Raw genomic sequence first — 20,883 nt, 5'->3', positions numbered from 1 at the left:
GGACCTGGGTGGGACGGGGGCGTCAGGTGAGAGCCAGTACGTACAGGACGGCGGCGGCGGCCGACGCGACCGTGCGGACGTGGTTCCACGCCGTCCATCCGCGCACGTACGTCGGCCAGTACGAAGCCGCCTCCGCGGTGCCCGGGGCCAGCTTGAGCAGGGCGTTGTTGCGCGGCACGTTCGCGATCGCCGTCACCCCGAACGACCCGAACAGATACAGCGCGCTGCCCAGCAGCAGTTCCACCGTTCCCTCGTCCGGCCACAGCACGAACGTCACCACAGCGATCACCGCGCACACCACCGCCGAGCCGAGGAACACGATCATGAACGCCGGAGTCACCGCGCTCACATTGATCGCGTTCATCGCCGCCACACCCTGGGCGGGCGGCAGCGAGGCCAGCCCCCTCATCACGAAGGTCGAGAACCCGCAGAAGGTACCCGCGACCAGCCCGGTCCCGAGCACCCCAAGCACCGTCAGCGCGAAGTACGGTCCATCGATCGTCAAGGTCAACTCCCACGTCGAGTTCTGCGCCGAGTCCTACGCGTCCCCTGCCGAGTCCCGCGTCGATCAAGGGGACCGCCCGGCACCGGACGACATCACCAGTGAATTCCCGGGCGCGGACGGAGGCCATCGCCACAAGCCTCGGAAACATACGCGAGCGTCCAGACGGCGACTCCGCCGGAGGCTCGGCACCTCACGACGCGACGGAACCGATCCGCGCCCCCCACCCCCACTCCCGCAGCACCGTCTCCACCCCCGCCATGATCCGCAGACGTGCCTCACGCCGCGGCACCCCGCTCATCAGCAACCGGTCGTACGGCGTGTCCCTATGCCGTACGGACGCCACGACCGCGGAGACGACGGCCCCCTCGGACAACGCCCGGCCGGCCGCGCTGCGCCCCACCCGCCCGCTGCCCCGCTCCGACGCGTGCGCGGCGATCACGCGGGCCCGTTCCGCGGGGCAGCCGGGGAACAGCCGGAGGATCTCCGCCGCGAAGGCTTCCGTGAACCGCGCGTCCTGAGTCGCCCGCCGCCGCGCGTCCCGCGCCCGGCGCCGCCGTCTCGCCTCGGCGTCCACCAGGCACCGCGCCTCGGCGCGGGCCAGCCCCGCCTCCTCGACGAGGACGCCCTGCCGCTCGTAACGCCCCTTGCGCCGGTTGAACCGGACGACGACCACGGACAGCGTGCTCTCCTCCCGTGACCTGCGCGTCAGTGCCGTGTCGCCGCGCGGCAGGAACACCAGGTGATCCAGGTCGGCACAGTCGAGGCAGCGCGGTGCGCCGTCCTCCAGGACGAGCATCGGCAGCGGCCCGCGGCGGCACCCGGCACAGTGCCTGCGCCGCAGCGGCTGGACGACGAGAAGCCCGGTACGGGGCGGGGGAGTTGCGAGGCCCGGCATAGTGGCTTCATTCCCCCTGGTGAGCCCGGCACCACGTACTCCTTCCCGTCCGCCGACGAACTGTCCGAACCGCGCGTCCCGCCACGTCTCCCCCTCCGCACCCTGCCCACCTGCTCGTCTCTGCCTACCTGCCCTTCTCTGTCCACCCGTCCTTCCCCGCCGACCGCGCCGACGCGCGTGCCCGGGGTGAAGTCCGCCTCCTGAATGTGCTCGTCGCCGCGCGTGCCCGGGGTGGGATTCGCCCCCGTATCTCCTCGCCGCACTGCCTGCCGAACCGAGAACGCCCCGGGTGTCGGTCTGCGGTCTGCGGTCTGCGGTCTGCGGTTGTCGGTCCGGTCGTCGGTCTGGGGTCGTCGGTCCGTCGTCTGGCGTCTGGCCGTCCGCCGCCCGCCCTGTCCGGGAGCGCGACGCGTCCGGATCGGTGTCTGGCGCATCATGGGCCGTGTGCGACTCGAAGCGATCACCTGGGAACGGCTCGGCGACCTCCTCGCCGACCGGCTGCGCGACCTGACGCCCGACGACGGCAGTCCCTGGCCGCGCGTCGCCCTCGACGGCGCTCCGGCGGCCCGCCCCGGTGACCTCGCCCAACGCGTCGCCGATGCCCTGCGCATACGTGGCCGCCCTTCCCGGGTCGTCGACACCCACGGCTTCCTGCGTCCCGCCTCGCTCCGCCTGGAGTACGGCCACCACGACGTCGAGGCCTACTACAACGGCTGGTTCGACACCGGCGCCCTGTGGCGCGAGGTCTTCGGCCCCCTCGAACCCGGAGGCGACGGCCGGATCCTCCCCGACCTCCGCGACCCCGTCACCGACCGCGCAACCCGCAGCCCCTACGTCCAACTCCCGCCCGGTGGTGTCCTCTTGCTCCACGGCCCCCTCCTGCTGCGTCACTGGTTCCCCTTCGACCTGACCGTCCACGTCCTCCTCTCCCCGGCCGCCCTGCGCCGTCGCACCCCCGAGGGCGACCACTGGACGCTGCCCGCCTTCGAGCGTTACGCCCAGGAGACCGACCCGGCGGCCACGGCCGACGTCCTCGTCCGGGCCGACGACCCCCGGCATCCGGCGTGGAACGGGTGAGCCGCGCGCAAGGATGATCGGGCCAATCCCTTTTCAATGCACGTGCATGTAACTAGGCTGCCATCATGACGATCTCCTCGCAGACCCCCGTCTCCTTCGACGCCCCCGTCCGTGCCCTCCTCGACGGCAGGAACTTCGCCTCCGTCGCCACCCTCGGCCCCGACGGCTCCCCGCAGAACTCGGTGGTCTGGATCAAACGGGAGGGCGACACCGTCCTCTTCTCCTCCACCGACGGCCGTCAGAAGGTACGCAACCTCCGCCGTGACCCCCGTATCAGCCTGACGGTCTTCGACCTCGCCGACCCCTACACCTCGGCCGAGATCCGCGGCACCGCCGAGATCCTCCCGGACGTGGACAAGCGGCTCCCGCACGAGCTCTCCCACAAGTACCTCGGCATCGATCCGCCGGCGGAGCGGGACGACGAGGTGCGCGTGATCGTCCGTGTCGTACCGCGGAAGGTCGTGGGGTTCTCGGTCTGAGGGCCGAAGGTGCGCCCACCCTCCGTCCCGGCGAAAATTGAGGGCGCCGGGATACGAGATCGCAGACCGCCGGACAGTGGCGCGGTTCCGCGTCGCGCCGGCCGTCCGGCACCGGGAGGTACCTCATGACCACCGCCGGAGAGATCATGCACCGGGGAGCGCAGTGGATCCCCGCCCACGAGACCCTCGACCGCGCCGCCCAGCTGATGCGCGAGCTCAACGTCGGAGCGCTGCCCATCAGCGACGAGAACGAGCGGCTCTGCGGCATCCTCACCGACCGCGACATCGTCGTGGGCTGTGTGGCCATGGGGCACGACCCCGCCAAGGTCACCGCCGGCCAGATGGCCCAGGGCACCCCGCGCTGGATCGACGCCGGAGCCGACGTCGGCGAGGTGCTCCAGGAGATGCGGGAGCACCAGATCCGCCGCCTGCCGGTGATCGAGAACAAGCGCCTGGTGGGCATGATCAGCGAGGCCGACCTCGCCGAGCACCTGACCGAGGATCAGATGGCCGCGTGGGCCGAGAGCGTCTACGCCCGGACCGGCCCCGCCCGGCACTGACGCCGGCCGTTCACAGCCAGCCGTTGCGCCGGAAGCCGCGGTACAACACCAGACAGGCGAGGGATATCACCCCGATGACCATGCCGTAGCCGTACCTCCAGTGCAGCTCCGGCATGTGGTCGAAGTTCATGCCGTACATCCCGCAGACCATCGTCGGCACGGCGACGATCGCGGCCCAGGCGGTGATCTTCCGCATGTCCTCGTTCTGCGCGACCGTGACCTGCGCGAGGTGCGCCTGGAGGATCGAGTTGAGCAGTTCGTCGAAGGCGGCGATCTGTTCCGTGGCCCGCATGAGATGGTCGGAGACGTCCCGGAAGTAGGCCTGTATCTCCGGGTCCACCACCCGCACCGGCCGGTCCGAGAGGTCCATCAGGGGCCGGCCGAGGGGCACCACCGCCCGCTTCAGCTCCAGGAGTTCGCGCTTGAGCTGGTAGATGCGCCCCGGGTCGGCCCGCGCGCCGTTCTCCGCGAACACGTCCATCTCGACATGGTCGATGTCCGCCTGCACGGCGTCGATGACGTTGAGATATTCGTCGACGACATGGTCCGCGACCGCGTGCAGGACAGCCGACGGTCCCTTCGCGAGCTGGACGGGGTCGGACTCCAGCTCCTCACGCAGCGGACCGAGCGAGCCGTGCCGCCCGTGCCGCACGGTGATGACGAAGTCACGGCCGACGAACACCATGATCTCGCCGGTGTCGACCACCTCACTGGTGGCCGTGAGCTGCTCGTGCTCCACGTAGCAGACCGTCTTGAACACCGCGAACAGGGTCTCGTCGTACCGCTCCACCTTCGGGCGCTGGTGGGCCTCGACCGCGTCCTCGACCGCCAGCGGATGCAGGTCGAACAGCTCGGCGATGCCCGCGAACTCGTCGTTCGTCGGCTCGTGGAGGCCGAGCCAGACGAAGCCGTGGCCGCTCTTGCGCACCCGCTCCACGGTGTCGACGAGGTCGCCCGCGACCGGCGCCCGAGCGCCGTCCTGGTACGACACGCAGTTCACCACCGAGGAGCCCAGCGGGGACCGGGCGGGGTGGCTCAGGTCGACCCGCGTACGCCGCCGGGCCAGCCGTGCCATCTTCCGCAGGCCGCCGACCGTGCCCAGGCCGGTGACCTTCCGCAGATTCCCTGCCATGGTCATCTGGATCTCCTCGCATGGATCTCCCCGTGGCGCGTTCCTGCGCCCTGGCGCGCCAGTTTGCCAGGCCCGCGCGGGCCGTGGGTAAGCCTGTGGACAGGGGAGGTTCCGCTTTGTTCCCGCCTGTGGACGGCCCCTTGAGGATCCTGTGGACGGCCCCTTGAGGGTCTGCCCGCGGCAGGATGTCCCACCCCTGCCCCGCCCCCCTCCGTATGCCCTCCCCATCCCGTTCAAGCCCACTGTCGGCCACCGCCGGCCAGGGCATACCGGCCGCGTCGACCCCCTCGGGCGACCGGGACAACTGGGATGATCGTCGCATGACGCCAACCGACCGGTACCTCCTCGACAACCAGCGGACCGAGGCGGGAGAACGCTTCGACGCCTTCGCCACCCTCTTCGATCCCACGACGTTCCGGCACCTCGAGGACCTGGGCGTCGGACCCGGCTGGCGCTGCTGGGAGGTCGGGGCGGGCGGCACTTCCGTGGTCTCCTGGCTGGCGAAGAAGGTCGGGCCGACCGGCAAGGTGGTCGCGACCGACATCGACACCTCGCGGCTGACCCCGGCCGCCCGCCCGCCGGTCGAGGTACGTGTCCACGACGTAGGCGCCGAGCAGCCGCCGGCGGAGGGCTTCGACCTGGTGCACGCCCGGCTGGTCCTGGTTCATGTGCCGCAGAGGGAGCGGGCGTTGCAGTCGATGGTCAGGGCCCTGCGCCCCGGCGGGCGGCTGCTGGTCGAGGACGCGGATCCCGCCCTGCAACCCCTGGTCTGTCCCGACGAACACGGCCCCGAACAGCAACTGGCGAACCGGATCCGGCACGGCTTCCGCAAGCTCCTCGCCGACCGGGGCGCCGACCTCTCCTACGGCCGCACACTCCCGCGCCTGTTCCGCGAGGCAGGGCTGCGCCGCGTCGAGGCCGACGCCTACTTCCCGCTCACCTCAGCCGCCTGCGCCGCCCTGGAGTCCGCGACGGTCCGTCAGATCCGCGACGACCTCGTCACCGCCGGCCTCGCCACCGACGACGACATCGACCGGCACTTGGCCAACGTCGCCTCCGGGGCCATGGACCTGGCGACGGCGCCGATGATCTCGGCGTGGGGGCGGAAGGGATAGGCCGGCCGCCTCAGGAGCATGCGCTGGGGCCTTTCCCTTGCCGGGCGGCGCGCTACGCCCGATGTCCGTCGTGCGGCCGCCACCGTCACCTGGTGGCCTTGGTGCGGTCGGTGTCGATACCAGGTGCCTGGCACGCGGCCGACTCGAACGCGGTGTTTGTGGTGCGGTCGGTGTCGATACCAGGTGCCTGGCACGCGGCCGGCCCGAACCCGGCGCTCATGGTGCGGTCGGCGTCGATGTCCGGTGTCCGTGGTGCGGCGGCATCGATACCCGGTGTCCGTGGTGCGGTCGGCTCGTACCCGGTGTCCATCGTGCGGCCGACGCCGCGCTGTTCGGTGACCGCGTGGGCGGGCCGCCGGTGGCCCGCTCTTCCACCCTGGCCGGTGCCGGCAGGGGCACGCCTGATCCGGGTCCGTTCCGGCCGGTGCTCACCGTCGGTTCATCCGCATCCGTATCCGGTCCGGCCACCGCTCACCGTCGGTGGCGGACCGTCATCTGCCGCCGGACGTCGCCGGACGGGTCGCCGTCATCCCGGTCGGCGCGGACGGGTCCGCCGCCGATTCGTCTCCGGGTGAGGGAGGCCTGCCGCCCACGCGTTCCACCGCACGCGCGCCCGCTCTGCATCCCTCGGCCGCCGCGTCGCCGGGCGCGGCACCCGCCAGCAGGGCGGCGAGGAAAGCGCCCGTGAAGGCGTCGCCCGCACCCGTGGTGTCCCGGGGCGTCGCGGGGACGGCGGGGACGCGGGCGGTCACGGCACCGTTCCGGGCCACCAGCGCGCCGTCCGCCCCCTGCTTGGCCACCACCAGCGGGACGTGACGGCTCAGTTCGACCGCCGCGTCCGCCCCGTCGGCCAGCCCGGTCAGCAGACAGGCCTCGTCACGGCTGGGCAGCAGGACGTCCACTCCCTGAACGAGCGCCAGGAAGCGGTCCGCCCCCAGCTCGGCCAGGAACCCCGCCGACGCCGGGTCAAGGCTCACCGGCACCCCACGCGCGCGTGCCGACGTCAACGCCGTCCGCACCAGCGCGCGTCCGGACGCGGAGAACAGCAGGTACCCCGACAGGTGCAGCCGGTCCACCCCGTTGAGCAGGGTGTCCGACCAGTCGCCGGGATCGAGCCTCAGGGAGGCGCCGCTGTCGGTGAGGAACGTCCGCTCGGCCGCCGCCGCCGTGTCGACCAGGCAGATCACCGTCGCGGTCGTCGCCTCGGGATCGACGACGAGCCGGGGCCGCACCCCGCAGTCGATCAGCTCCCGTTCGTGCCAGGCCACCGCGTCCGCGCCCACCCGGCCCAGCAGCCGCACGTCCGCACACCCCCAACGTGCCGCCCAGCACGCCACGTTGGCGCCGGCCCCGCCCGGCACGGTGCGGATCACGGCAGCCGTGTCCGTCCCCGGAGCCAGTGGTCCTCGATGCCGCGCGACGACGTCCGTCACGACGTCCCCGACGACCAGCAACGCCCCACCACCTGGACGCTCGTCCCCGGACCCACCGGCCGCCGGGCCGCGACGCCGACCCACCCCGCCCGGCCTCCCGGTCACGCCCCGGCCCAGGCCGCGGCGATCCGCCCCGCCAGCCGCACGTTGCCGCGCACCGCCGCGAGATTGGCGCTCAGGGACGCGCCGTCGGTGTGCCGCACCAGGTAGTCGAGCAGGAACGGCGTCACGGCCTGACCGGTCACCCCCTCCGCCTCGCACGCGTGCAGCGCTTCGGCGAGCACGCGCGCGTGCAGCTCCGGATCCAGCTGCTCCGTCTCCGCGACCGGATGGGCGACGATCAGTGCCGACTCCGGCGCCCCCAGCGCGTCCTGCGCGCGCATCACGTCCGCCACCTGCTGCGGGCTGTCGAGCGTCCAGTCCACCGGATGCCCGGAGTCTGACAGGTAGAAGCCGGGGAAGCGGTCCGTGCCGTACCCGGCCACGGCGACGCCCAGTGTCTCCAGCCGCTGCAGGGTGGCCGGCACGTCCAGGATCGACTTCACCCCGGCGCACACCACGGTGATCCGGGTGCGCGCCAGCAGACCCAGGTCGGCCGACTCGTCCTGGGTCACCGTCCACTCCCGGTGCACCCCGCCGAGCCCGCCCGTCGCGAACACCCGTACCCCCGCCGACGCCGCCAGCAGCGCGGTCGCGGAGACCGTGGTCGCCCCGCTCGCCCCCGCGGCGACCGCGAGCGGCAGGTCGCGGTGGCCCAGCTTGCGGATCCCGTCCTCGTTGGCGATCCGCTCCAGTTGCTCCTTGTCCAGGCCGACGTGGGGCCGCCCGTCCAGCACGGCGATCGTCGCCGGTACGGCGCCCTCCGCGCGTACGACCGCCTCCAGCTCCAGCGCCACCTGCAGGTTGCGCGGGCGCGGCAACCCATGGGCGATGATCGTGGACTCCAGGGCCACCACGGGGCGACGCGCGTCGACCGCCTCCCGCACCTCTTCCGACACCACCAGCACCACGTGCCCGCCTCCTGTCCGTCGGTCCTCCCTCATCTCTGGCGGGCCGCGCACCCGGTCAAACCCTTGCGGCCTGTGGGGGAGGACACGAGCCTTGAACGCATGACGGACAACACGACACGCCTCGACCACGTCGTCCTGTGGGTGCGCGACCCGCTCGCCGCCGCCCACTTCTACGAGAACACGGTCGGCCTGGAAGCCGTACGGGTCGCCGAGTTCGCGGCGGGCGAGGTGCCGTTCCCCTCCGTACGCGTCAACGACGAGGCACTTCTCGACCTCATGCCGCTGAGCACGGCGGAACACATGACCGTGCTCCCCGGCGCCGCGGACAGCGCGGGACACCCCGTGAACCACATCTGTCTTGCCCTGCCCCAGACGGCCTTCGACGCGCTCATCGCTCGCCTGGGCGACCGCTCCGTCCCCGTCTCGGACGTCTCGCACGGCTCCTTCGGCGCCCGTGGCAAGGCCACCCGCAGCTTCTACTTCCGCGACCCCGACGGCAATGTCATCGAGGCACGGCACTACGACTGACGCACCGGACCGGCGCCCCGGCCCGCTCGTCCGAGGTGAGCAGGCCGGCCACGCTGCCGCTCATGCCGGGGCCGGACCTCTTCGAGCAGCCCGCCAGCGGCACCTGGGCCCGGGCGCTGCTGCTCGGCGTCTCCAACCGTCCCCCGCGGCCGCGGTCCGGTGCGCCGCCGCCCCGGACCGCGGACCCGCGGCCCGGGGCAGCGGTTCAGAACAGCGGCTCGGGCAGGACGCCTTCCAGGGCGAGCAGCTTCCGCTTGGCCTCCAGACCGCCGCCGAAGCCGCCGATCCCGCCGTCGCTCTCCACGACCCGATGGCAGGGCACGACCACCGGCAGGGGATTGGCGCCCATCGCCATCCCCACGGCCTGCGCGGCCCCCGGCTGCCCCACCCGCTTCGCGAGATCGCCGTAACCGACGACCGCCCCGAACGGGACACCGGAGGCGAGCTCGCGCAGGACCTGCCGGTTGAAGCCGGAGATCAGCGACCAGTCCAGGGGCAGTTCGAAGTCGCGCCGCGTCCCCGAGAAGTAGGCCTCGACCTGACGTATCGCCTCGGCCAGCAAGGGGGAGCCGGGCGCCTCCACCGGCACCGCGCCCAGCCGGTCCGCGAGGCGGCCGAGTGCCTTGTCGCGCACCTCGGCGGTGGCGTGGAACACGACGTTGACCAGACCCTCGCGGGTCGCGGCCAGCAGCAGCGGACCAATGTCGGTGCCGACGACGGTCCACACGACCTGCTGCTCGTTCTGCCCATGGCTGTCCATGCGCCCACCGTACGGCCTGCCACTGACAGCGCCCCCGGACAGCGGGGACACCGGCCCGAGGGCGGCCGGACGTCAGGGGCGGAGCAGGGCCTGCCGCACCACGTCGGGCCTGTTGGTGATGATGCCGTCGACGCCGTACCCGGCCACAGTGCAGGCGACGGGGGCGTCGTCGACGGTCCAGACGAAGACCTTCAGCGGTTTCCCGTGCGGCCCCGGGACCGCGTGCACGGCGGAGACGTAGCTCTGGGAGGCGGACGTGTGCGAGGGGTTGATCAGGTCGGCGAAGCGCGCGTACCGGGGAAGGTCCGCCTCGGACGGCTTGCCCAGCAGCCCGGTCGTGACCGCCGGCCGCAGATCGTGGACGGCCCGCAGGCTGTCGGCGCTGAAACTCTGCACGATCAGCCGGCCCGCCAGGTGCCGCCGGTCGAGCCAGCCCTCGTTGCTCAGCACCTTCAGGGTTTCCCCCTCGATCCGCGGATACAGCTGGGGATTCTTGATCTCCAGAAGCAGCTTCTGATGGTGATGCCCGACACGACGGAGGTACTCCTTCAGTGTCGGCACGCGCGCGCCCGCGTACGCGGAGCCGAACCAGCTCCCCGCGTCGAGCCGCGCGATCTCGGCCGCGGTGAAGTCCTTCACCTGCCAGGGAGCACGCCCGGGGAAGACCTCCTCCACGTCGGTCGTCCGGCGGAGGCTGTCGTCGTGGATCACCACGAGCTCGCCGTCCCTGGTGCGCTGGACGTCGGTCTCCACCCAACGAACGCCCAGGTCGGCCGCCGCGTCGACTGCGGCCAGCGTGTTCTCGGGAGCTCGCGCCGAAGCACCCCGATGGGCGATCACCTCAGGACGGGCACCCATGCCCCGCGCGTCGTGGACGAGAAGCAGAAGGGCGAAGGCGCCCAGAAGCGCGGTGGTCGTGGCGGCAACTGCGCGCGCGTGCATGCGTACTCCTCGCATCGAACGGTTACGTACGGCTCCACTGTGACAGCAGAGCGTCACCACCGGAGGAGTGCGGGATGACCACAGAATGAAAGGAGGCACCCGCGCCGCGCACCAGTGCCGCACATGTGGGGCAAGGGCGTGTTTCTTTGCCGGAAAATCGTTCGACCATTCCGGTGGGAGTCATACTCTCTGCGTCACCCCTGGCCGCTCACGCCGTCCTGGGAGGGGGCGCGCTACAGGGAAATCCAGCAACAGGGCGGAAGGGCAACCGCGCATGCACGGCACGGTCGACGGATTCAGTTACGGAATCGTCACCCCGCTGGTGGCCTACCTCATGGCCTGCCTCGGCGGTGCCCTGGGCCTGCGATGCACCACCAGAGCCCTGCTCGTCGCCCACTCGTGGCGCCCCGGATGGCTGGCCCTCGGTTCCGCGGCCATCGGCTCCGGCATCTGGACCATGCACTTCATCGCGATGATGGGCTTCTCGGTCGCAGGGGCCCCCATCCACTACGACAAACCGACCACCTACGCCAGCCTGGGCGTCGCCATCGTCATGGTGGGCGTAGGGATCTTCATAGTCGGTTACCGGGGAGCGACCGGCACCGCGCTGTTCACCGGGGGCACCATCACCGGCCTGGGCATCGCCTCCATGCACTACCTGGGCATGGCCGGGCTGCGTCTCGACGGCGACCTGGAGTACAACACGCTCACCGTGGCCGTGTCCGTCGCCATAGCCATGGCCGCCGCCACCGCCGCCCTGTGGGCCGCGGGACAGGTCAGGGGATTCCTCTGGAGCGTCGGCGCGAGTCTGATCATGGGCCTCGCCGTGTCCGGCATGCACTACACGGGCATGGCCGCCGTGAGCGTCCACCTGCACGCCACCGGCACGCCGACCCAGGGCGACTCTCCCGCCGGCCTGCTCGCGCCGATGCTGATCGGCCCCCTCGCCTTCCTCTGCCTCGCCGGCGTCGTCGTCCTGTTCGACCCGCTGATGGTGATGGGCAAGCCCGACTGGACGCCCGACCAGCACAAACCGGGCGTCCCCGCCCACCACCACGCCCCGCAGCCCGCCCGCCGGGTCGCGCTGCGCACCCGCCGCAAGGTGGCCGACCCCGAGACCAGGACCCCGCAGAACCGCTGATCGGACCCCGTTGTCAGTGGGGGGTCGTACGGTGGATGGCATGCGGCCCGTTTCCCACATCGAACGCACGGTGGCGCCCTTCGAGGTCGTCAGCCCCTACCAGCCCAGCGGCGACCAGCCGGCGGCCATCGCCGAGCTGGCCAAGCGCGTCGAGGCCGGTGAGAAGGACGTCGTCCTCCTGGGCGCGACCGGCACCGGCAAGTCCGCCACCACCGCGTGGATGATCGAGAAGCTCCAGCGCCCCACGCTCGTGATGGCGCCGAACAAGACCCTGGCCGCCCAGCTGGCGAACGAGTTCCGCGAGCTGCTGCCGAACAACGCGGTCGAGTACTTCGTCTCGTACTACGACTACTACCAGCCCGAGGCGTACGTCCCGCAGTCGGACACCTACATCGAGAAGGACTCCTCGATCAACGAGGAGGTCGAGCGTCTGCGTCACTCCGCGACCAACTCGCTGCTCACCCGCCGCGACGTCGTCGTGGTCGCCTCCGTCTCCTGCATCTACGGCCTCGGCACTCCGCAGGAGTACGTGGACCGCATGGTCCCCCTCAAGGTCGGCGAGGAGATCGACCGGGACGAGCTGCTGCGCCGCTTCGTGGACATCCAGTACACGCGCAACGACATGGCGTTCACCCGCGGTACCTTCCGGGTGCGCGGCGACACCATCGAGATCTTCCCGGTCTACGAGGAGCTCGCCGTCCGCATCGAGATGTTCGGCGACGAGATCGAGGCACTGTCCACCCTCCACCCGCTCACCGGCGAGATCATCAGCGACGACGAGCAGCTGTACGTCTTCCCGGCCTCCCACTACGTCGCGGGCCCCGAGCGCATGGAGCGGGCCGTCAACGACATCGAGAAGGAACTGGGCGAGCGCCTGGCCGAGCTGGAGAAGCAGGGCAAGCTCCTGGAGGCCCAGCGCCTGCGCATGCGCACCACGTACGACATCGAGATGCTCCGCCAGATCGGCACCTGCTCCGGTGTGGAGAACTACTCGATGCACTTCGACGGCCGCCTGCCCGGCTCCCCGCCGAACACCCTGCTCGACTACTTCCCGGACGACTTCCTGCTCGTCATCGACGAGTCGCACGTCACGGTGCCGCAGATCGGCGCCATGTACGAGGGCGATGCCTCCCGCAAGCGCACCCTCGTCGACCACGGCTTCCGCCTGCCCTCCGCCCTCGACAACCGCCCCCTGAAGTGGGAGGAGTTCCAGGAGCGCATCGGGCAGACCGTCTACCTGTCGGCAACACCCGGCAAGTACGAGCTCTCGCGCGGGGACGGCGTCGTCGAGCAGATCATCCGGCCCACCGGCCTGGTCGACCCCGAGGTCGTCGTCAAGCCCACCGAGGGCCAGATCGACGACCTTGTGCACGAGATCCGTGAGCGGGTCGAGAAGGACGAGCGCGTCCTGGTCACCACGCTCACCAAGAAGATGGCCGAGGACCTCACGGACTACTTCCTGGAACTCGGCATCCAGGTCCGCTACCTGCACAGCGACGTGGACACGCTGCGCCGTATCGAGCTGCTGCGCGAGCTGCGCGCCGGCGAGTTCGACGTGCTGGTCGGCATCAACCTGCTGCGCGAGGGCCTCGACCTGCCCGAGGTGTCCCTGGTGGCGATCCTCGACGCCGACAAGGAGGGCTTCCTGCGCTCCGGCACCTCCCTGATCCAGACCATCGGCCGTGCCGCACGCAACGTCTCCGGCCAGGTCCACATGTACGCGGACAAGATCACCCCGGGCATGGAGCGGGCCATCGAGGAGACCAACCGGCGCCGGGAGAAGCAGATCGCCTACAACAAGGCGAACGGCATCGACCCGCAGCCCCTGCGCAAGAAGATCAACGACATCGTCGCGCAGATCGCCCGCGAGGACGTCGACACCGAGCAGCTCCTCGGTTCGGGCTACCGTGCCAAGAAGGACGGCCGCGGCACCAAGGCGCCCGTGCCCTCCCTCGGCGACAAGGCGGCCAGGAGCGTCAAGCCCGCCAAGTCCGCGAAGGCGAAGGCGGCGAAGGAGGCCGTCCCGACCGATCGCCCCGCGGCCGAGCTCGCCGAGCAGATCGAGGAGATGACGGCGCGCATGCGGGCCGCCGCGGCGGACCTCCAGTTCGAGGTCGCCGCCCGGCTGCGCGACGAGGTCTCCGAGATGAAGAAGGAACTGCGCCAGATGAAGGAGGCCGGCCTGGCCTGACGGCCCACGCGGGCCAAGGCGCCGTACGCACTGTGTTGCAAGAACGACACAAAGTGCGGGCTCGGGTACGGCGTTGTCAGTGCCCTTGCGTAGGGTTTTCGTCAACCGCGGGGTCCGCGGCAACAGGGGACAGCTCGAGAGGGGAATCAGCGCGTGACCGTCAACATGACCAAGGGTCAGGCCATCAGTCTGCAGAAGAACGACGGAGGCAGCCTGACCGCGGTGCGCATGGGTCTCGGCTGGCAGGCGGCCCCCCGGCGCGGCCTGTTCGGCTCCCGCACCCGGGAGATCGACCTCGACGCCTCCGCCGTCCTGTTCGCGGACAAGCAGCCGGTCGACGTCGTCTTCTTCCGCCACCTGGTGAGCGACGACGGGTCCGTCCGCCACACCGGTGACAACCTCGTCGGCGGCGTCGGGCAGGGCGGCGACGACGAGGCGATCCTCGTCGACCTGGCCCGCGTCCCGGTCCACATCGACCAGATCGTCTTCACCGTGAACTCCTTCACGGGCCAGACGTTCCAGGAGGTGCAGAACGCGTTCTGCCGCCTGGTCGACGAGACCAACGGCCAGGAGCTCGCCCGCTACACGCTCGCGGGTGGCGGCGCGTACACGGCCCAGATCATGGCCAAGGTGCACCGCGTGGGCAGCGGCTGGAACATGACGGCCCTGGGCACCGCGGCCAACGGCCGCACCTTCCAGGACCTGATGCCCGCCATCCTGCCGGCGCTGTAACGCCTGCCGGAGGATAGCCACAGACACCACACGCGACACAGGGGGACGACAGGCGATGACGGCCGAGCTGGTGCGGGGGCAGAACCACCCGCTCTCCCAGGTCCGCCTCGAGATCAGGATCTCGGCCGGCACGCCGGTCGTGGCCGGTGCCACGCTCAGCGACGAGAACGGCACGATCCCCGGCGTGGAATGGGTGGCCCACCCGGGCGCACCCACCCTGCCCGGCCTCGAGGTCTCGCGGCAGGCGGCCGCCGAGCACCGCCTCGCGGTGGACCTGGACGCCGTCGCCGCGGCCGTGCACCGGGTCAGCATCCTGCTGGCCCTGCCCACGGGCGTCGGGGGACCGGCCGGCTTCGGCTCCCTCGCCGCCCCCTTCGTCGCGGTCACCGGCCTCGACGGCGCCGAGGTCGCCAGCTACACCATCACCGGCCTGGACGCCGAGTCAGCCGTCGTCGCCCTGGAGCTGTACCGGCGCCAGGGCGCCTGGAAGGTGCGTGCGGTCGGCCAGGGCTACGCCGACGGCCTCGCCGCCCTCCTCACCGACCAGGGCCTGCCGCAGGCCCACCAGCTCGCGGCCGGCGTCAACGAGGCCGTGGCCCAGGGCCTGGCCCGCTCCGTGCCCGCCCCACCGCCCCGTACGACGGACGCGGACGGGGACCGCTCCCGGCAGGCGGCCGCGTCCACCCTCGGCCAGGACCAGAGCGGCTCCCCGTACGGCGGACAGGGCACGCAGGCCGCCACCGGCCCGTACGCGGGAGCGCAGGACCCCGCGGCGCACATGCCGGGCTCCCCGGACTCCGGGGCGGGCTTCCCCTCGACTTCCGCGCCGACGGACCCGTCGGCCACCACTCAGCCGACGGTACCGACGGCGCCCGCCACCGGCGGCCCGGTCGACTACAGCCACCCGCGCCGGCGGAACACGGCCCCGCCGCCCCCGCCCCCGCCCACGGCACCCCCGGCCCAGCCGGGGCAGCCCGCGCGGCCCGTCGCCGGGGACGCGACCGGTTGGTCCATGGAGGAGCGGCTCTACAACCAGGTCTGGGGCATGTTCGAGGACCTGGCCCGCACCACGGCCGCGTACCGCAGCGCCGTGGACTTCGCCGACACGCGTATGGAGAGGGAGCTCGACGAGGTCCTGTCCGACCCGCGCAGCCGTATCGGCGGCCAGGGCGACGCCGCCCGTGAGTCGGCCCGCGCCAAGCACACCCAGCTCGTCGACCAGGCCCGGCAGGCCCTGGACCGGGACCTGGACCAGCTCACGGCCGAGGCCGACGTCGTCGAGCCGGCTCTGCCGCCGGCGTACGCCCGCTGGGACAACCCCGCCTGGCACGCCTACCGCGTTCCCATGGAGATGCCCATGGCCCTGCGCCTGGGCGACCTGCACCTGCCTGAGAGCGACCGGCTGCGCATACCACTGCTGGTCCGCCTCCCGCTGGAGCGCGGCCTGTGGATCGACAGCGGACGGACGGGGTCGTCCGACGGCTCCTTCGCCGACTCCCACGAACTGCGGCGCCTCGCCATGGAGTCGGCCGTGGCGCACACGGCCCGGCTGCTGGCGGTGCATCCGGCGGGCGAGTTCACCGTGCATGTCATCGACCCGGCGGGCTCGGGTGCGCAGGCCCTCGTACCGCTGGTGCAGACCGGCGTGCTCGCGGCCCCGCCCGCCGTCGGCGCTGCCGGCGTGGCCGACGTCCTGGGCCGGCTCACCCAGCGCGTCGACCTCGTGCAGATGGCCGTGCGTGGCGGCGCGGCCGACTCGCTCCCGCCCGGCTTCGACACCTCCCAGCAACTCCTGGTCGTCAACGACTTCCCGCACGGCTTCGACGACCGCGCGGTGAACCAACTGCGGTACCTGGCGGACGAGGGCCCCGCCGTCGGCGTCCACCTGATGATGGTCGCCGACCGCGAGGACGCCGACGGTTACGGACCGTTGCTGGACCCGCTCTGGCGGGGTCTGATGCGCCTCACGCCGGTGCCCGACGACCACCTCGCCGACCCCTGGGTCGGACATGCCTGGACCTACGAACCGGGGCTCGTGCCGCCCGGCAGCCAGGTGCTCCAGCAGGTCCTCACCCAGGTCGCCGCGGCCCGTCGGCCTTGGCGCGGGTGACCCACTCCCGAGCCTCCACCAAGCACACGTAAAGCGGCCCTGACCAGGTAACTTGGCATTTCTTTTGCCAACCTCTTTACCAATCCTTGGTGATTGGGGTACTGTCTTTCGTACGGAGGGGAGTACTCCCTGTCTGCTGCGGCGTACCCGTCAATACGGATCAGGCCAGATCCCGGGGCGTCGGCCCGTGTGGCCCCACGCGCGTACTGCGTGCCGGGGCCCGGGGTGGAAGAGACCTCCGGCAGCGCGACGACGCTGATTACCTGCCGTTACGTACTGCCGGAGGCGCAGTGGATGTTTCCATGACCCTGTGGGTCCTGACTGTCTTGGGCCTTGCCGCCCTCATCGCGGTCGACTTCTTCATCGGCCGCAAGCCGCACGACGTGTCGATCAAGGAAGCCGGTATCTGGACCGTCGTCTGGATCGTGCTCGCCGGACTCTTCGGACTCGGCCTGTTGATCTTCGGCGGCGGTCAGCCCGCCGGCGAGTTCTTCGCGGGCTTCATCACCGAGAAGTCGCTCAGTGTCGACAACCTCTTCGTCTTCGTGCTGATCATGGCGAAGTTCGCGGTCCCGTCGCAGTACCAGCAGCGGGTCCTGCTCATCGGCGTCCTCATAGCCCTGGTCCTGCGGGCCGTGTTCATCGCCGCGGGCGCCGCGATCCTCGCCAGCTTCTCGTGGGTGTTCTACCTCTTTGGCGCCTTCTTGATCTGGACCGCCTGGAAGCTCATCCAGGAGGCACGGGCCCACGAAGAGGACGAGGAGTACGAGGAGAACAAGCTGCTCAAGGCCGTCGAGAGCAAGTTCGGTGTCGCTGACCGCTACCACGGCACCAAGCTGTGGATCCAGCAGAACGGCAAGCGGGTCATGACCCCGATGCTGGTCGTGATGCTCGCGATCGGCACCACCGACGTGCTCTTCGCCCTCGACTCGATCCCCGCGATCTTCGGCCTGACGCAGGACCCGTACATCGTCTTCACGGCCAACGCGTTCGCCCTGATGGGCCTGCGGCAGCTGTACTTCCTCATCGGTGGTCTGCTGAAGAGGCTGGTCCACCTGAGCTACGGCCTGTCGATCATCCTGGGCTTCATCGGTGTGAAGCTGGTGCTGCACGCGCTGCACGAGTCCGGTGTCCACGTCCCCGAGATCAGCATCCCGGTCTCGCTCGGCGTCATCTGCTCCGTGCTGATCGTCACCACGATCACCAGCCTGCGGGCCTCTCGGAAGCAGGCGGAGGCCGAGGCGGCGCAGTCGCAGAGCGAAGGCGCTCCGAAGGACAGCATCGACGTCTGACACGGACGACGTAGCGACAGCCCTCCCCGGAAGCGGTGCTCGGCGAATTGCCGGTCACCGCTTCCGGTGCTTCCTTGGGTGCTGAGCGTTCCCGCCGGGGGCGCCGTCACCGGGTGGAGGCTCAGCATGGTCGCATCCACGAAGTTCGTGCAGATCATCGATTTCGAAACCGACCGCATCGAGGAGTTGCGGGCGCTCTCGGAGGAGACGGACCAGCGTCTCGCGGACCGCCAGGGCGGCCCCACTCACCGCATGGTCCTCAAGGACCGGAACCACCCGAACCGCTACCTCGTGCTCGTCGAGTTCGACTCCTACGAGGAGGCCATGCGCAACAGCGCCGATCCGGAGACGGGCAAGTTCGCGCAGCGGATGGCCGCGCTGTGCACCCGGCCGCCGTCCTTCACCGACTGCGACATCCAGGAGACGACCCGGCTCCGATAGGCGGCCCGGCGCCGAGGCCCCCGACTCAGGTGAGAGAACGGCGGGGCACACCGAAATGCGCGGTCCGTGCCGCTCTGCGACGATCGCTGCATGGTCGCTCGGCTCAGGCCGCTCACGAACCGGTGGACGTCCCTCGTGCCGGTGTTCGCGGTCGTCCTGCTGGCTCTCACCTGGGGGCGCGACCTACCCGGCGTGGTCGTCGCCGTGGTGACGGTCGTCCTCGCCGGGGCCGTGCTCGCCGCCGTCCACCACGCGGAGGTCGTCGCCCACCGGGTCGGCGAACCGTTCGGCTCCCTGGTGCTCGCGGTGGCCGTGACGATCATCGAGGTCGCCCTGATCGTCACCCTGATGGCGGACGGCGGCGCCAAGAGCTCGACACTCGCCAGGGACACGGTCTTCGCCGCCGTGATGATCACCTGCAACGGCATCGTCGGCCTGTGCCTCCTCGTCGCCTCACTGCGCCACGGCACGGCGATCTTCAACCCGGAGGGCACCGGCGCCGCCCTGGCGACCGTGGCGACGCTGGCCACGCTCAGCCTGGTCCTGCCGACCTTCACCACCAGCAAGCCGGGACCGGAGTTCTCCGCCGTCCAACTCACCTTCGCCGCGCTGTCCTCGCTGATCCTCTACGGCTTGTTCGTGACGACACAGACCATCCGCCACCGTGACTACTTCCTGCCGATCACCCGGCAGGGCGAGGTGATCACCGCGGACATCCACGCCGACGCACCGCCCTCCCGGACCGCCCTGATCAGCCTCGGGCTGCTCGGCCTGGCCCTGATCGGCGTGGTCGGCCTCGCCAAGGGCGTCTCACCCACGATCGAGTCCGGCGTGGAAGCGGCCGGGCTGCACCATGCCGTCGTCGGTGTGGTCATCGCGCTGCTGGTGCTGCTCCCCGAGACCATCGCCGCGCTGCGCTCCGCTCGCCGTGACCGGGTGCAGACCAGCCTCAACCTCGCGCTGGGCTCCGCCATGGCCAGCATCGGCCTGACCATTCCCGCCGTCGCCCTGGCTTCCCTCTGGCTCTCCGGCCCCCTCGTCCTCGGCCTCGGCCCCACCCACATGGTGCTGCTCGCGCTGACCGTCGTGGTGAGTTCGCTGACGGTGGTGCCCGGGAGGGCCACGCCGCTCCAGGGTGGGGTGCATCTGGTGCTGTTCGCGGCGTATCTGGAGCTGGCGATCAATCCCTAGCGGCGGCGTGAACGCTTACGCGAGTGTGCTCACCCCGCGGCGGTCTCCGCCTCGGCCTGCGTTGCCGGCACCGGCACCGGGCAGGTCTCCGGCAGCAGGGCGAAGCACCCGAGGCTGAGCAGCGCGATGCCGGTCAGATAGGCGCCCACCCCCCACGGCACACGCCCAGCGCCTTCCGCGAGGGCCGTCGCCACGATGGGCGTCAGCGCGCCCCCGAGCACACCACCGAGGTTGTAACCGACCGCCGCGCCCGTGCAGCGCACGCGCGGCTCGTACAGCTCGGGCAGGTACGCGGCGATCACGGCGAACATCGTGACGAACGCGACCAGTGCTCCCAGGAAGCCCACGAACATCGGCAACGGCTCGCCGGTCGCCAGGAGCGCGACCATCGGGAACATCCACAGGGCGGCCGCCGCGCACCCGGTGAGGCACAGCGGCCGCCGGCCGAACCGGTCGCCGAGCAGGGCCGCCAGCGGCGTCAGCGCCCCCTTCACCACCACCGCGGCCAGGATGCAGGTCAGCATGACGGTACGGTTCACCCCGAGCCGTTCCGTGGCGTAGGCCAGGGACCACGTCGTCACGGCGTAGAAGATCGCGTACCCGACGGCGAGAGCGCCCGCGGTCAGCAGGACGAGCCGCCAGTGGGAGCGCACGACCTCGGCGAGCGGCACGCGCGCGTGGTCGTCGAGCTCCAGGAAACGCGGGCTCTCGGGAAGCGACGACCTCAGCCACAGTCCGAGCACCGCCAGCACCCCGGCCGCCCAGAAGGGCACCCGCCACCCCCACTGCGCGAACTGCGCCTCGGTGAGCGTCGCCGAGAGGGCCAGCACCACCCCGTTGGCGAGGACGAAGCCCACCGAGGGCCCCACCTGGGGGAAGCTCGACCACAGCCCGCGCCGCTCGGCGGGCGCGTGTTCCGCGGTCAGCAACACCGCGCCGCCCCACTCCCCGCCCAGCCCCAGCCCCTGCAGGAACCGCAGCACGAGCAGCAGCAGGGGAGCGGTCACCCCGATCGAGTCGTACGTCGGCACGCATCCGACGGCGACCGTCGAGGCGCCGGTCAGCAGCAGGGAGACGACGAGGACCGGCCGGCGTCCGCGCCTGTCCCCGATGTGCCCGAACAGCACCGACCCCAGCGGCCGTGCGACGAACCCCACGCCGAACGTCGCGAAGGCCGCCAGCGTCCCCGCCAGAGGCGAGAACGTCGGGAAGAACAGCGGCCCCAGGACCAGCGCCGCCGCGGTCCCGTAGACGAAGAAGTCGTAGAACTCGATGGCGGTGCCGGCGAGCGAGGCGGCCGCGAGCCGTGGCATGGAGGGAGCCTTCACGGTGTGTGCGTCGTGCATGAC

General features: G+C 71.2%; 21 protein-coding genes. 12 read left to right on the top strand and 9 right to left on the bottom strand.

The window, feature by feature from the left end:
- Positions 1 to 22 precede the first annotated feature (22 nt).
- Positions 23 to 505 (bottom strand): DUF1772 domain-containing protein, encoded by a 483-nt coding sequence (locus ACIBBD_RS22495; RefSeq protein ID WP_399421258.1) that lies wholly within the window; start codon positions 503 to 505, stop codon positions 23 to 25.
- Between the two features lie 190 nt (positions 506 to 695).
- A complete protein-coding gene (locus ACIBBD_RS22490; RefSeq protein WP_399421257.1) occupies positions 696 to 1,400 on the bottom strand; it encodes a DUF2293 domain-containing protein in 705 nt (234 codons plus the stop codon).
- 435 nt (positions 1,401 to 1,835) lie between these two features.
- On the opposite strand from ACIBBD_RS22490, the gene ACIBBD_RS22485 reads away from it, so the two are divergent.
- The 3 genes from ACIBBD_RS22485 to ACIBBD_RS22475 all read left to right on the top strand — a co-directional run bounded on the left by ACIBBD_RS22485 (position 1,836) and on the right by ACIBBD_RS22475 (position 3,516).
- On the top strand, positions 1,836 to 2,477 hold the full coding sequence (locus ACIBBD_RS22485; RefSeq protein ID WP_399421256.1) for a uridine kinase: 642 nt from the start codon (positions 1,836 to 1,838) through the stop codon (positions 2,475 to 2,477).
- Between the two features lie 65 nt (positions 2,478 to 2,542).
- Complete coding sequence (locus ACIBBD_RS22480) at positions 2,543 to 2,956, top strand: PPOX class F420-dependent oxidoreductase (RefSeq protein ID WP_399421255.1); 414 nt, start codon at positions 2,543 to 2,545, stop codon at positions 2,954 to 2,956.
- A 125-nt stretch (positions 2,957 to 3,081) separates the two neighbouring features.
- Positions 3,082 to 3,516 carry a CBS domain-containing protein gene (locus ACIBBD_RS22475; RefSeq protein ID WP_399421254.1) on the top strand — a complete coding sequence of 145 codons (435 nt, stop codon included), beginning with the start codon at positions 3,082 to 3,084 and terminating at the stop codon, positions 3,514 to 3,516.
- Between the two features lie 10 nt (positions 3,517 to 3,526).
- Here ACIBBD_RS22475 and ACIBBD_RS22470 read toward each other — a convergent pair whose 3' ends face one another.
- On the bottom strand, positions 3,527 to 4,654 hold the full coding sequence (locus ACIBBD_RS22470; RefSeq protein ID WP_399421253.1) for a magnesium and cobalt transport protein CorA: 1,128 nt from the start codon (positions 4,652 to 4,654) through the stop codon (positions 3,527 to 3,529).
- Between the two features lie 314 nt (positions 4,655 to 4,968).
- Between ACIBBD_RS22470 and ACIBBD_RS22465 the strand changes: the two genes are divergently transcribed.
- Positions 4,969 to 5,763 (top strand): methyltransferase domain-containing protein, encoded by a 795-nt coding sequence (locus tag ACIBBD_RS22465; RefSeq protein ID WP_399421252.1) that lies wholly within the window; start codon positions 4,969 to 4,971, stop codon positions 5,761 to 5,763.
- Between the two features lie 85 nt (positions 5,764 to 5,848).
- Here the strand turns inward: ACIBBD_RS22465 and ACIBBD_RS22460 are convergent, their stop codons facing one another.
- The 3 genes from ACIBBD_RS22460 to ACIBBD_RS22450 all read right to left on the bottom strand — a co-directional run bounded on the left by ACIBBD_RS22460 (position 5,849) and on the right by ACIBBD_RS22450 (position 8,206).
- A complete protein-coding gene (locus ACIBBD_RS22460) occupies positions 5,849 to 6,073 on the bottom strand; it encodes a hypothetical protein (RefSeq protein WP_399421251.1) in 225 nt (74 codons plus the stop codon).
- 181 nt (positions 6,074 to 6,254) lie between these two features.
- A complete protein-coding gene (locus tag ACIBBD_RS22455) occupies positions 6,255 to 7,280 on the bottom strand; it encodes a carbohydrate kinase family protein (protein ID WP_399421249.1) in 1,026 nt (341 codons plus the stop codon).
- 17 nt (positions 7,281 to 7,297) lie between these two features.
- The gene (locus ACIBBD_RS22450) at positions 7,298 to 8,206 is read right to left on the bottom strand and encodes a pseudouridine-5'-phosphate glycosidase (RefSeq protein WP_399421248.1); all 909 of its coding nucleotides are present in this window, start codon (positions 8,204 to 8,206) and stop codon (positions 7,298 to 7,300) included.
- A gap of 99 nt (positions 8,207 to 8,305) precedes the next feature.
- Here ACIBBD_RS22450 and ACIBBD_RS22445 point away from each other — a divergent pair, with 99 nt between their 5' ends.
- On the top strand, positions 8,306 to 8,734 hold the full coding sequence (locus ACIBBD_RS22445) for a VOC family protein (protein ID WP_399421247.1): 429 nt from the start codon (positions 8,306 to 8,308) through the stop codon (positions 8,732 to 8,734).
- Between the two features lie 205 nt (positions 8,735 to 8,939).
- On the opposite strand, the gene ACIBBD_RS22440 is transcribed toward ACIBBD_RS22445, so the two are convergent.
- Positions 8,940 to 9,494 (bottom strand): methylated-DNA--[protein]-cysteine S-methyltransferase, encoded by a 555-nt coding sequence (locus tag ACIBBD_RS22440; protein WP_399421246.1) that lies wholly within the window; start codon positions 9,492 to 9,494, stop codon positions 8,940 to 8,942.
- A gap of 72 nt (positions 9,495 to 9,566) precedes the next feature.
- A complete protein-coding gene (locus ACIBBD_RS22435; protein ID WP_399421245.1) occupies positions 9,567 to 10,436 on the bottom strand; it encodes a glycerophosphodiester phosphodiesterase in 870 nt (289 codons plus the stop codon).
- 274 nt (positions 10,437 to 10,710) lie between these two features.
- On the opposite strand from ACIBBD_RS22435, the gene ACIBBD_RS22430 reads away from it, so the two are divergent.
- From ACIBBD_RS22430 to ACIBBD_RS22400, 7 genes are all read left to right on the top strand, one after another.
- The gene (locus tag ACIBBD_RS22430; protein WP_399421244.1) at positions 10,711 to 11,577 is read left to right on the top strand and encodes an MHYT domain-containing protein; all 867 of its coding nucleotides are present in this window, start codon (positions 10,711 to 10,713) and stop codon (positions 11,575 to 11,577) included.
- A 40-nt stretch (positions 11,578 to 11,617) separates the two neighbouring features.
- The gene (gene uvrB, locus ACIBBD_RS22425; RefSeq protein WP_399421243.1) at positions 11,618 to 13,768 is read left to right on the top strand and encodes an excinuclease ABC subunit UvrB; all 2,151 of its coding nucleotides are present in this window, start codon (positions 11,618 to 11,620) and stop codon (positions 13,766 to 13,768) included.
- A 153-nt stretch (positions 13,769 to 13,921) separates the two neighbouring features.
- Complete coding sequence (locus ACIBBD_RS22420) at positions 13,922 to 14,500, top strand: TerD family protein (protein WP_399421242.1); 579 nt, start codon at positions 13,922 to 13,924, stop codon at positions 14,498 to 14,500.
- A gap of 55 nt (positions 14,501 to 14,555) precedes the next feature.
- Entirely contained in the window at positions 14,556 to 16,610 is a 2,055-nt protein-coding gene (locus ACIBBD_RS22415) for a TerD family protein (RefSeq protein ID WP_399421241.1), read from the top strand.
- Between the two features lie 302 nt (positions 16,611 to 16,912).
- Positions 16,913 to 17,902 carry a TerC family protein gene (locus ACIBBD_RS22410; protein ID WP_399421240.1) on the top strand — a complete coding sequence of 330 codons (990 nt, stop codon included), beginning with the start codon at positions 16,913 to 16,915 and terminating at the stop codon, positions 17,900 to 17,902.
- A gap of 126 nt (positions 17,903 to 18,028) precedes the next feature.
- Positions 18,029 to 18,343: a hypothetical protein gene (locus ACIBBD_RS22405; RefSeq protein WP_399421239.1), complete on the top strand. Its 315-nt coding sequence runs from the start codon at positions 18,029 to 18,031 to the stop codon at positions 18,341 to 18,343.
- A 90-nt stretch (positions 18,344 to 18,433) separates the two neighbouring features.
- The gene (locus ACIBBD_RS22400; RefSeq protein WP_399421238.1) at positions 18,434 to 19,534 is read left to right on the top strand and encodes a calcium:proton antiporter; all 1,101 of its coding nucleotides are present in this window, start codon (positions 18,434 to 18,436) and stop codon (positions 19,532 to 19,534) included.
- Positions 19,535 to 19,563: 29 nt separating this feature from the next.
- Here ACIBBD_RS22400 and ACIBBD_RS22395 read toward each other — a convergent pair whose 3' ends face one another.
- Positions 19,564 to 20,880, bottom strand: a complete 1,317-nt coding sequence (locus ACIBBD_RS22395; RefSeq protein WP_399421237.1) for an MFS transporter — start codon at positions 20,878 to 20,880, stop codon at positions 19,564 to 19,566.
- Between the last annotated feature and the right edge of the window lie 3 nt (positions 20,881 to 20,883).

Source organism: Streptomyces sp. NPDC051315 (genome assembly GCF_044455165.1).
Taxonomy (GTDB): Bacteria; Actinomycetota; Actinomycetes; order Streptomycetales; family Streptomycetaceae; genus Streptomyces.
This window is presented reverse-complemented; position numbering and strand designations above follow the sequence as displayed.

Bases quoted from the DNA above. Each gene is read 5' to 3' on its own strand.
- ACIBBD_RS22395 (WP_399421237.1), bottom strand. From the start codon at position 20,880: ATGCACGACGCACACACCGTGAAGGCTCCCTCCATGCCACGGCTCGCG.
- ACIBBD_RS22400 (WP_399421238.1), top strand. From the start codon at position 18,434: ATGGTCGCTCGGCTCAGGCCGCTCACGAACCGGTGGACGTCCCTCGTG.
- ACIBBD_RS22485 (WP_399421256.1), top strand. From the start codon at position 1,836: ATGGGCCGTGTGCGACTCGAAGCGATCACCTGGGAACGGCTCGGCGAC.
- ACIBBD_RS22445 (WP_399421247.1), top strand. From the start codon at position 8,306: ATGACGGACAACACGACACGCCTCGACCACGTCGTCCTGTGGGTGCGC.
- ACIBBD_RS22490 (WP_399421257.1), bottom strand. From the start codon at position 1,400: ATGCCGGGCCTCGCAACTCCCCCGCCCCGTACCGGGCTTCTCGTCGTC.
- ACIBBD_RS22430 (WP_399421244.1), top strand. From the start codon at position 10,711: ATGCACGGCACGGTCGACGGATTCAGTTACGGAATCGTCACCCCGCTG.
- ACIBBD_RS22465 (WP_399421252.1), top strand. From the start codon at position 4,969: ATGACGCCAACCGACCGGTACCTCCTCGACAACCAGCGGACCGAGGCG.
- ACIBBD_RS22470 (WP_399421253.1), bottom strand. From the start codon at position 4,654: ATGACCATGGCAGGGAATCTGCGGAAGGTCACCGGCCTGGGCACGGTC.
- ACIBBD_RS22410 (WP_399421240.1), top strand. From the start codon at position 16,913: ATGACCCTGTGGGTCCTGACTGTCTTGGGCCTTGCCGCCCTCATCGCG.
- uvrB (WP_399421243.1), top strand. From the start codon at position 11,618: ATGCGGCCCGTTTCCCACATCGAACGCACGGTGGCGCCCTTCGAGGTC.
- ACIBBD_RS22415 (WP_399421241.1), top strand. From the start codon at position 14,556: ATGACGGCCGAGCTGGTGCGGGGGCAGAACCACCCGCTCTCCCAGGTC.
- ACIBBD_RS22460 (WP_399421251.1), bottom strand. From the start codon at position 6,073: ATGGACACCGGGTACGAGCCGACCGCACCACGGACACCGGGTATCGAT.
- ACIBBD_RS22480 (WP_399421255.1), top strand. From the start codon at position 2,543: ATGACGATCTCCTCGCAGACCCCCGTCTCCTTCGACGCCCCCGTCCGT.
- ACIBBD_RS22435 (WP_399421245.1), bottom strand. From the start codon at position 10,436: ATGCACGCGCGCGCAGTTGCCGCCACGACCACCGCGCTTCTGGGCGCC.
- ACIBBD_RS22440 (WP_399421246.1), bottom strand. From the start codon at position 9,494: ATGGACAGCCATGGGCAGAACGAGCAGCAGGTCGTGTGGACCGTCGTC.
- ACIBBD_RS22475 (WP_399421254.1), top strand. From the start codon at position 3,082: ATGACCACCGCCGGAGAGATCATGCACCGGGGAGCGCAGTGGATCCCC.
- ACIBBD_RS22405 (WP_399421239.1), top strand. From the start codon at position 18,029: ATGGTCGCATCCACGAAGTTCGTGCAGATCATCGATTTCGAAACCGAC.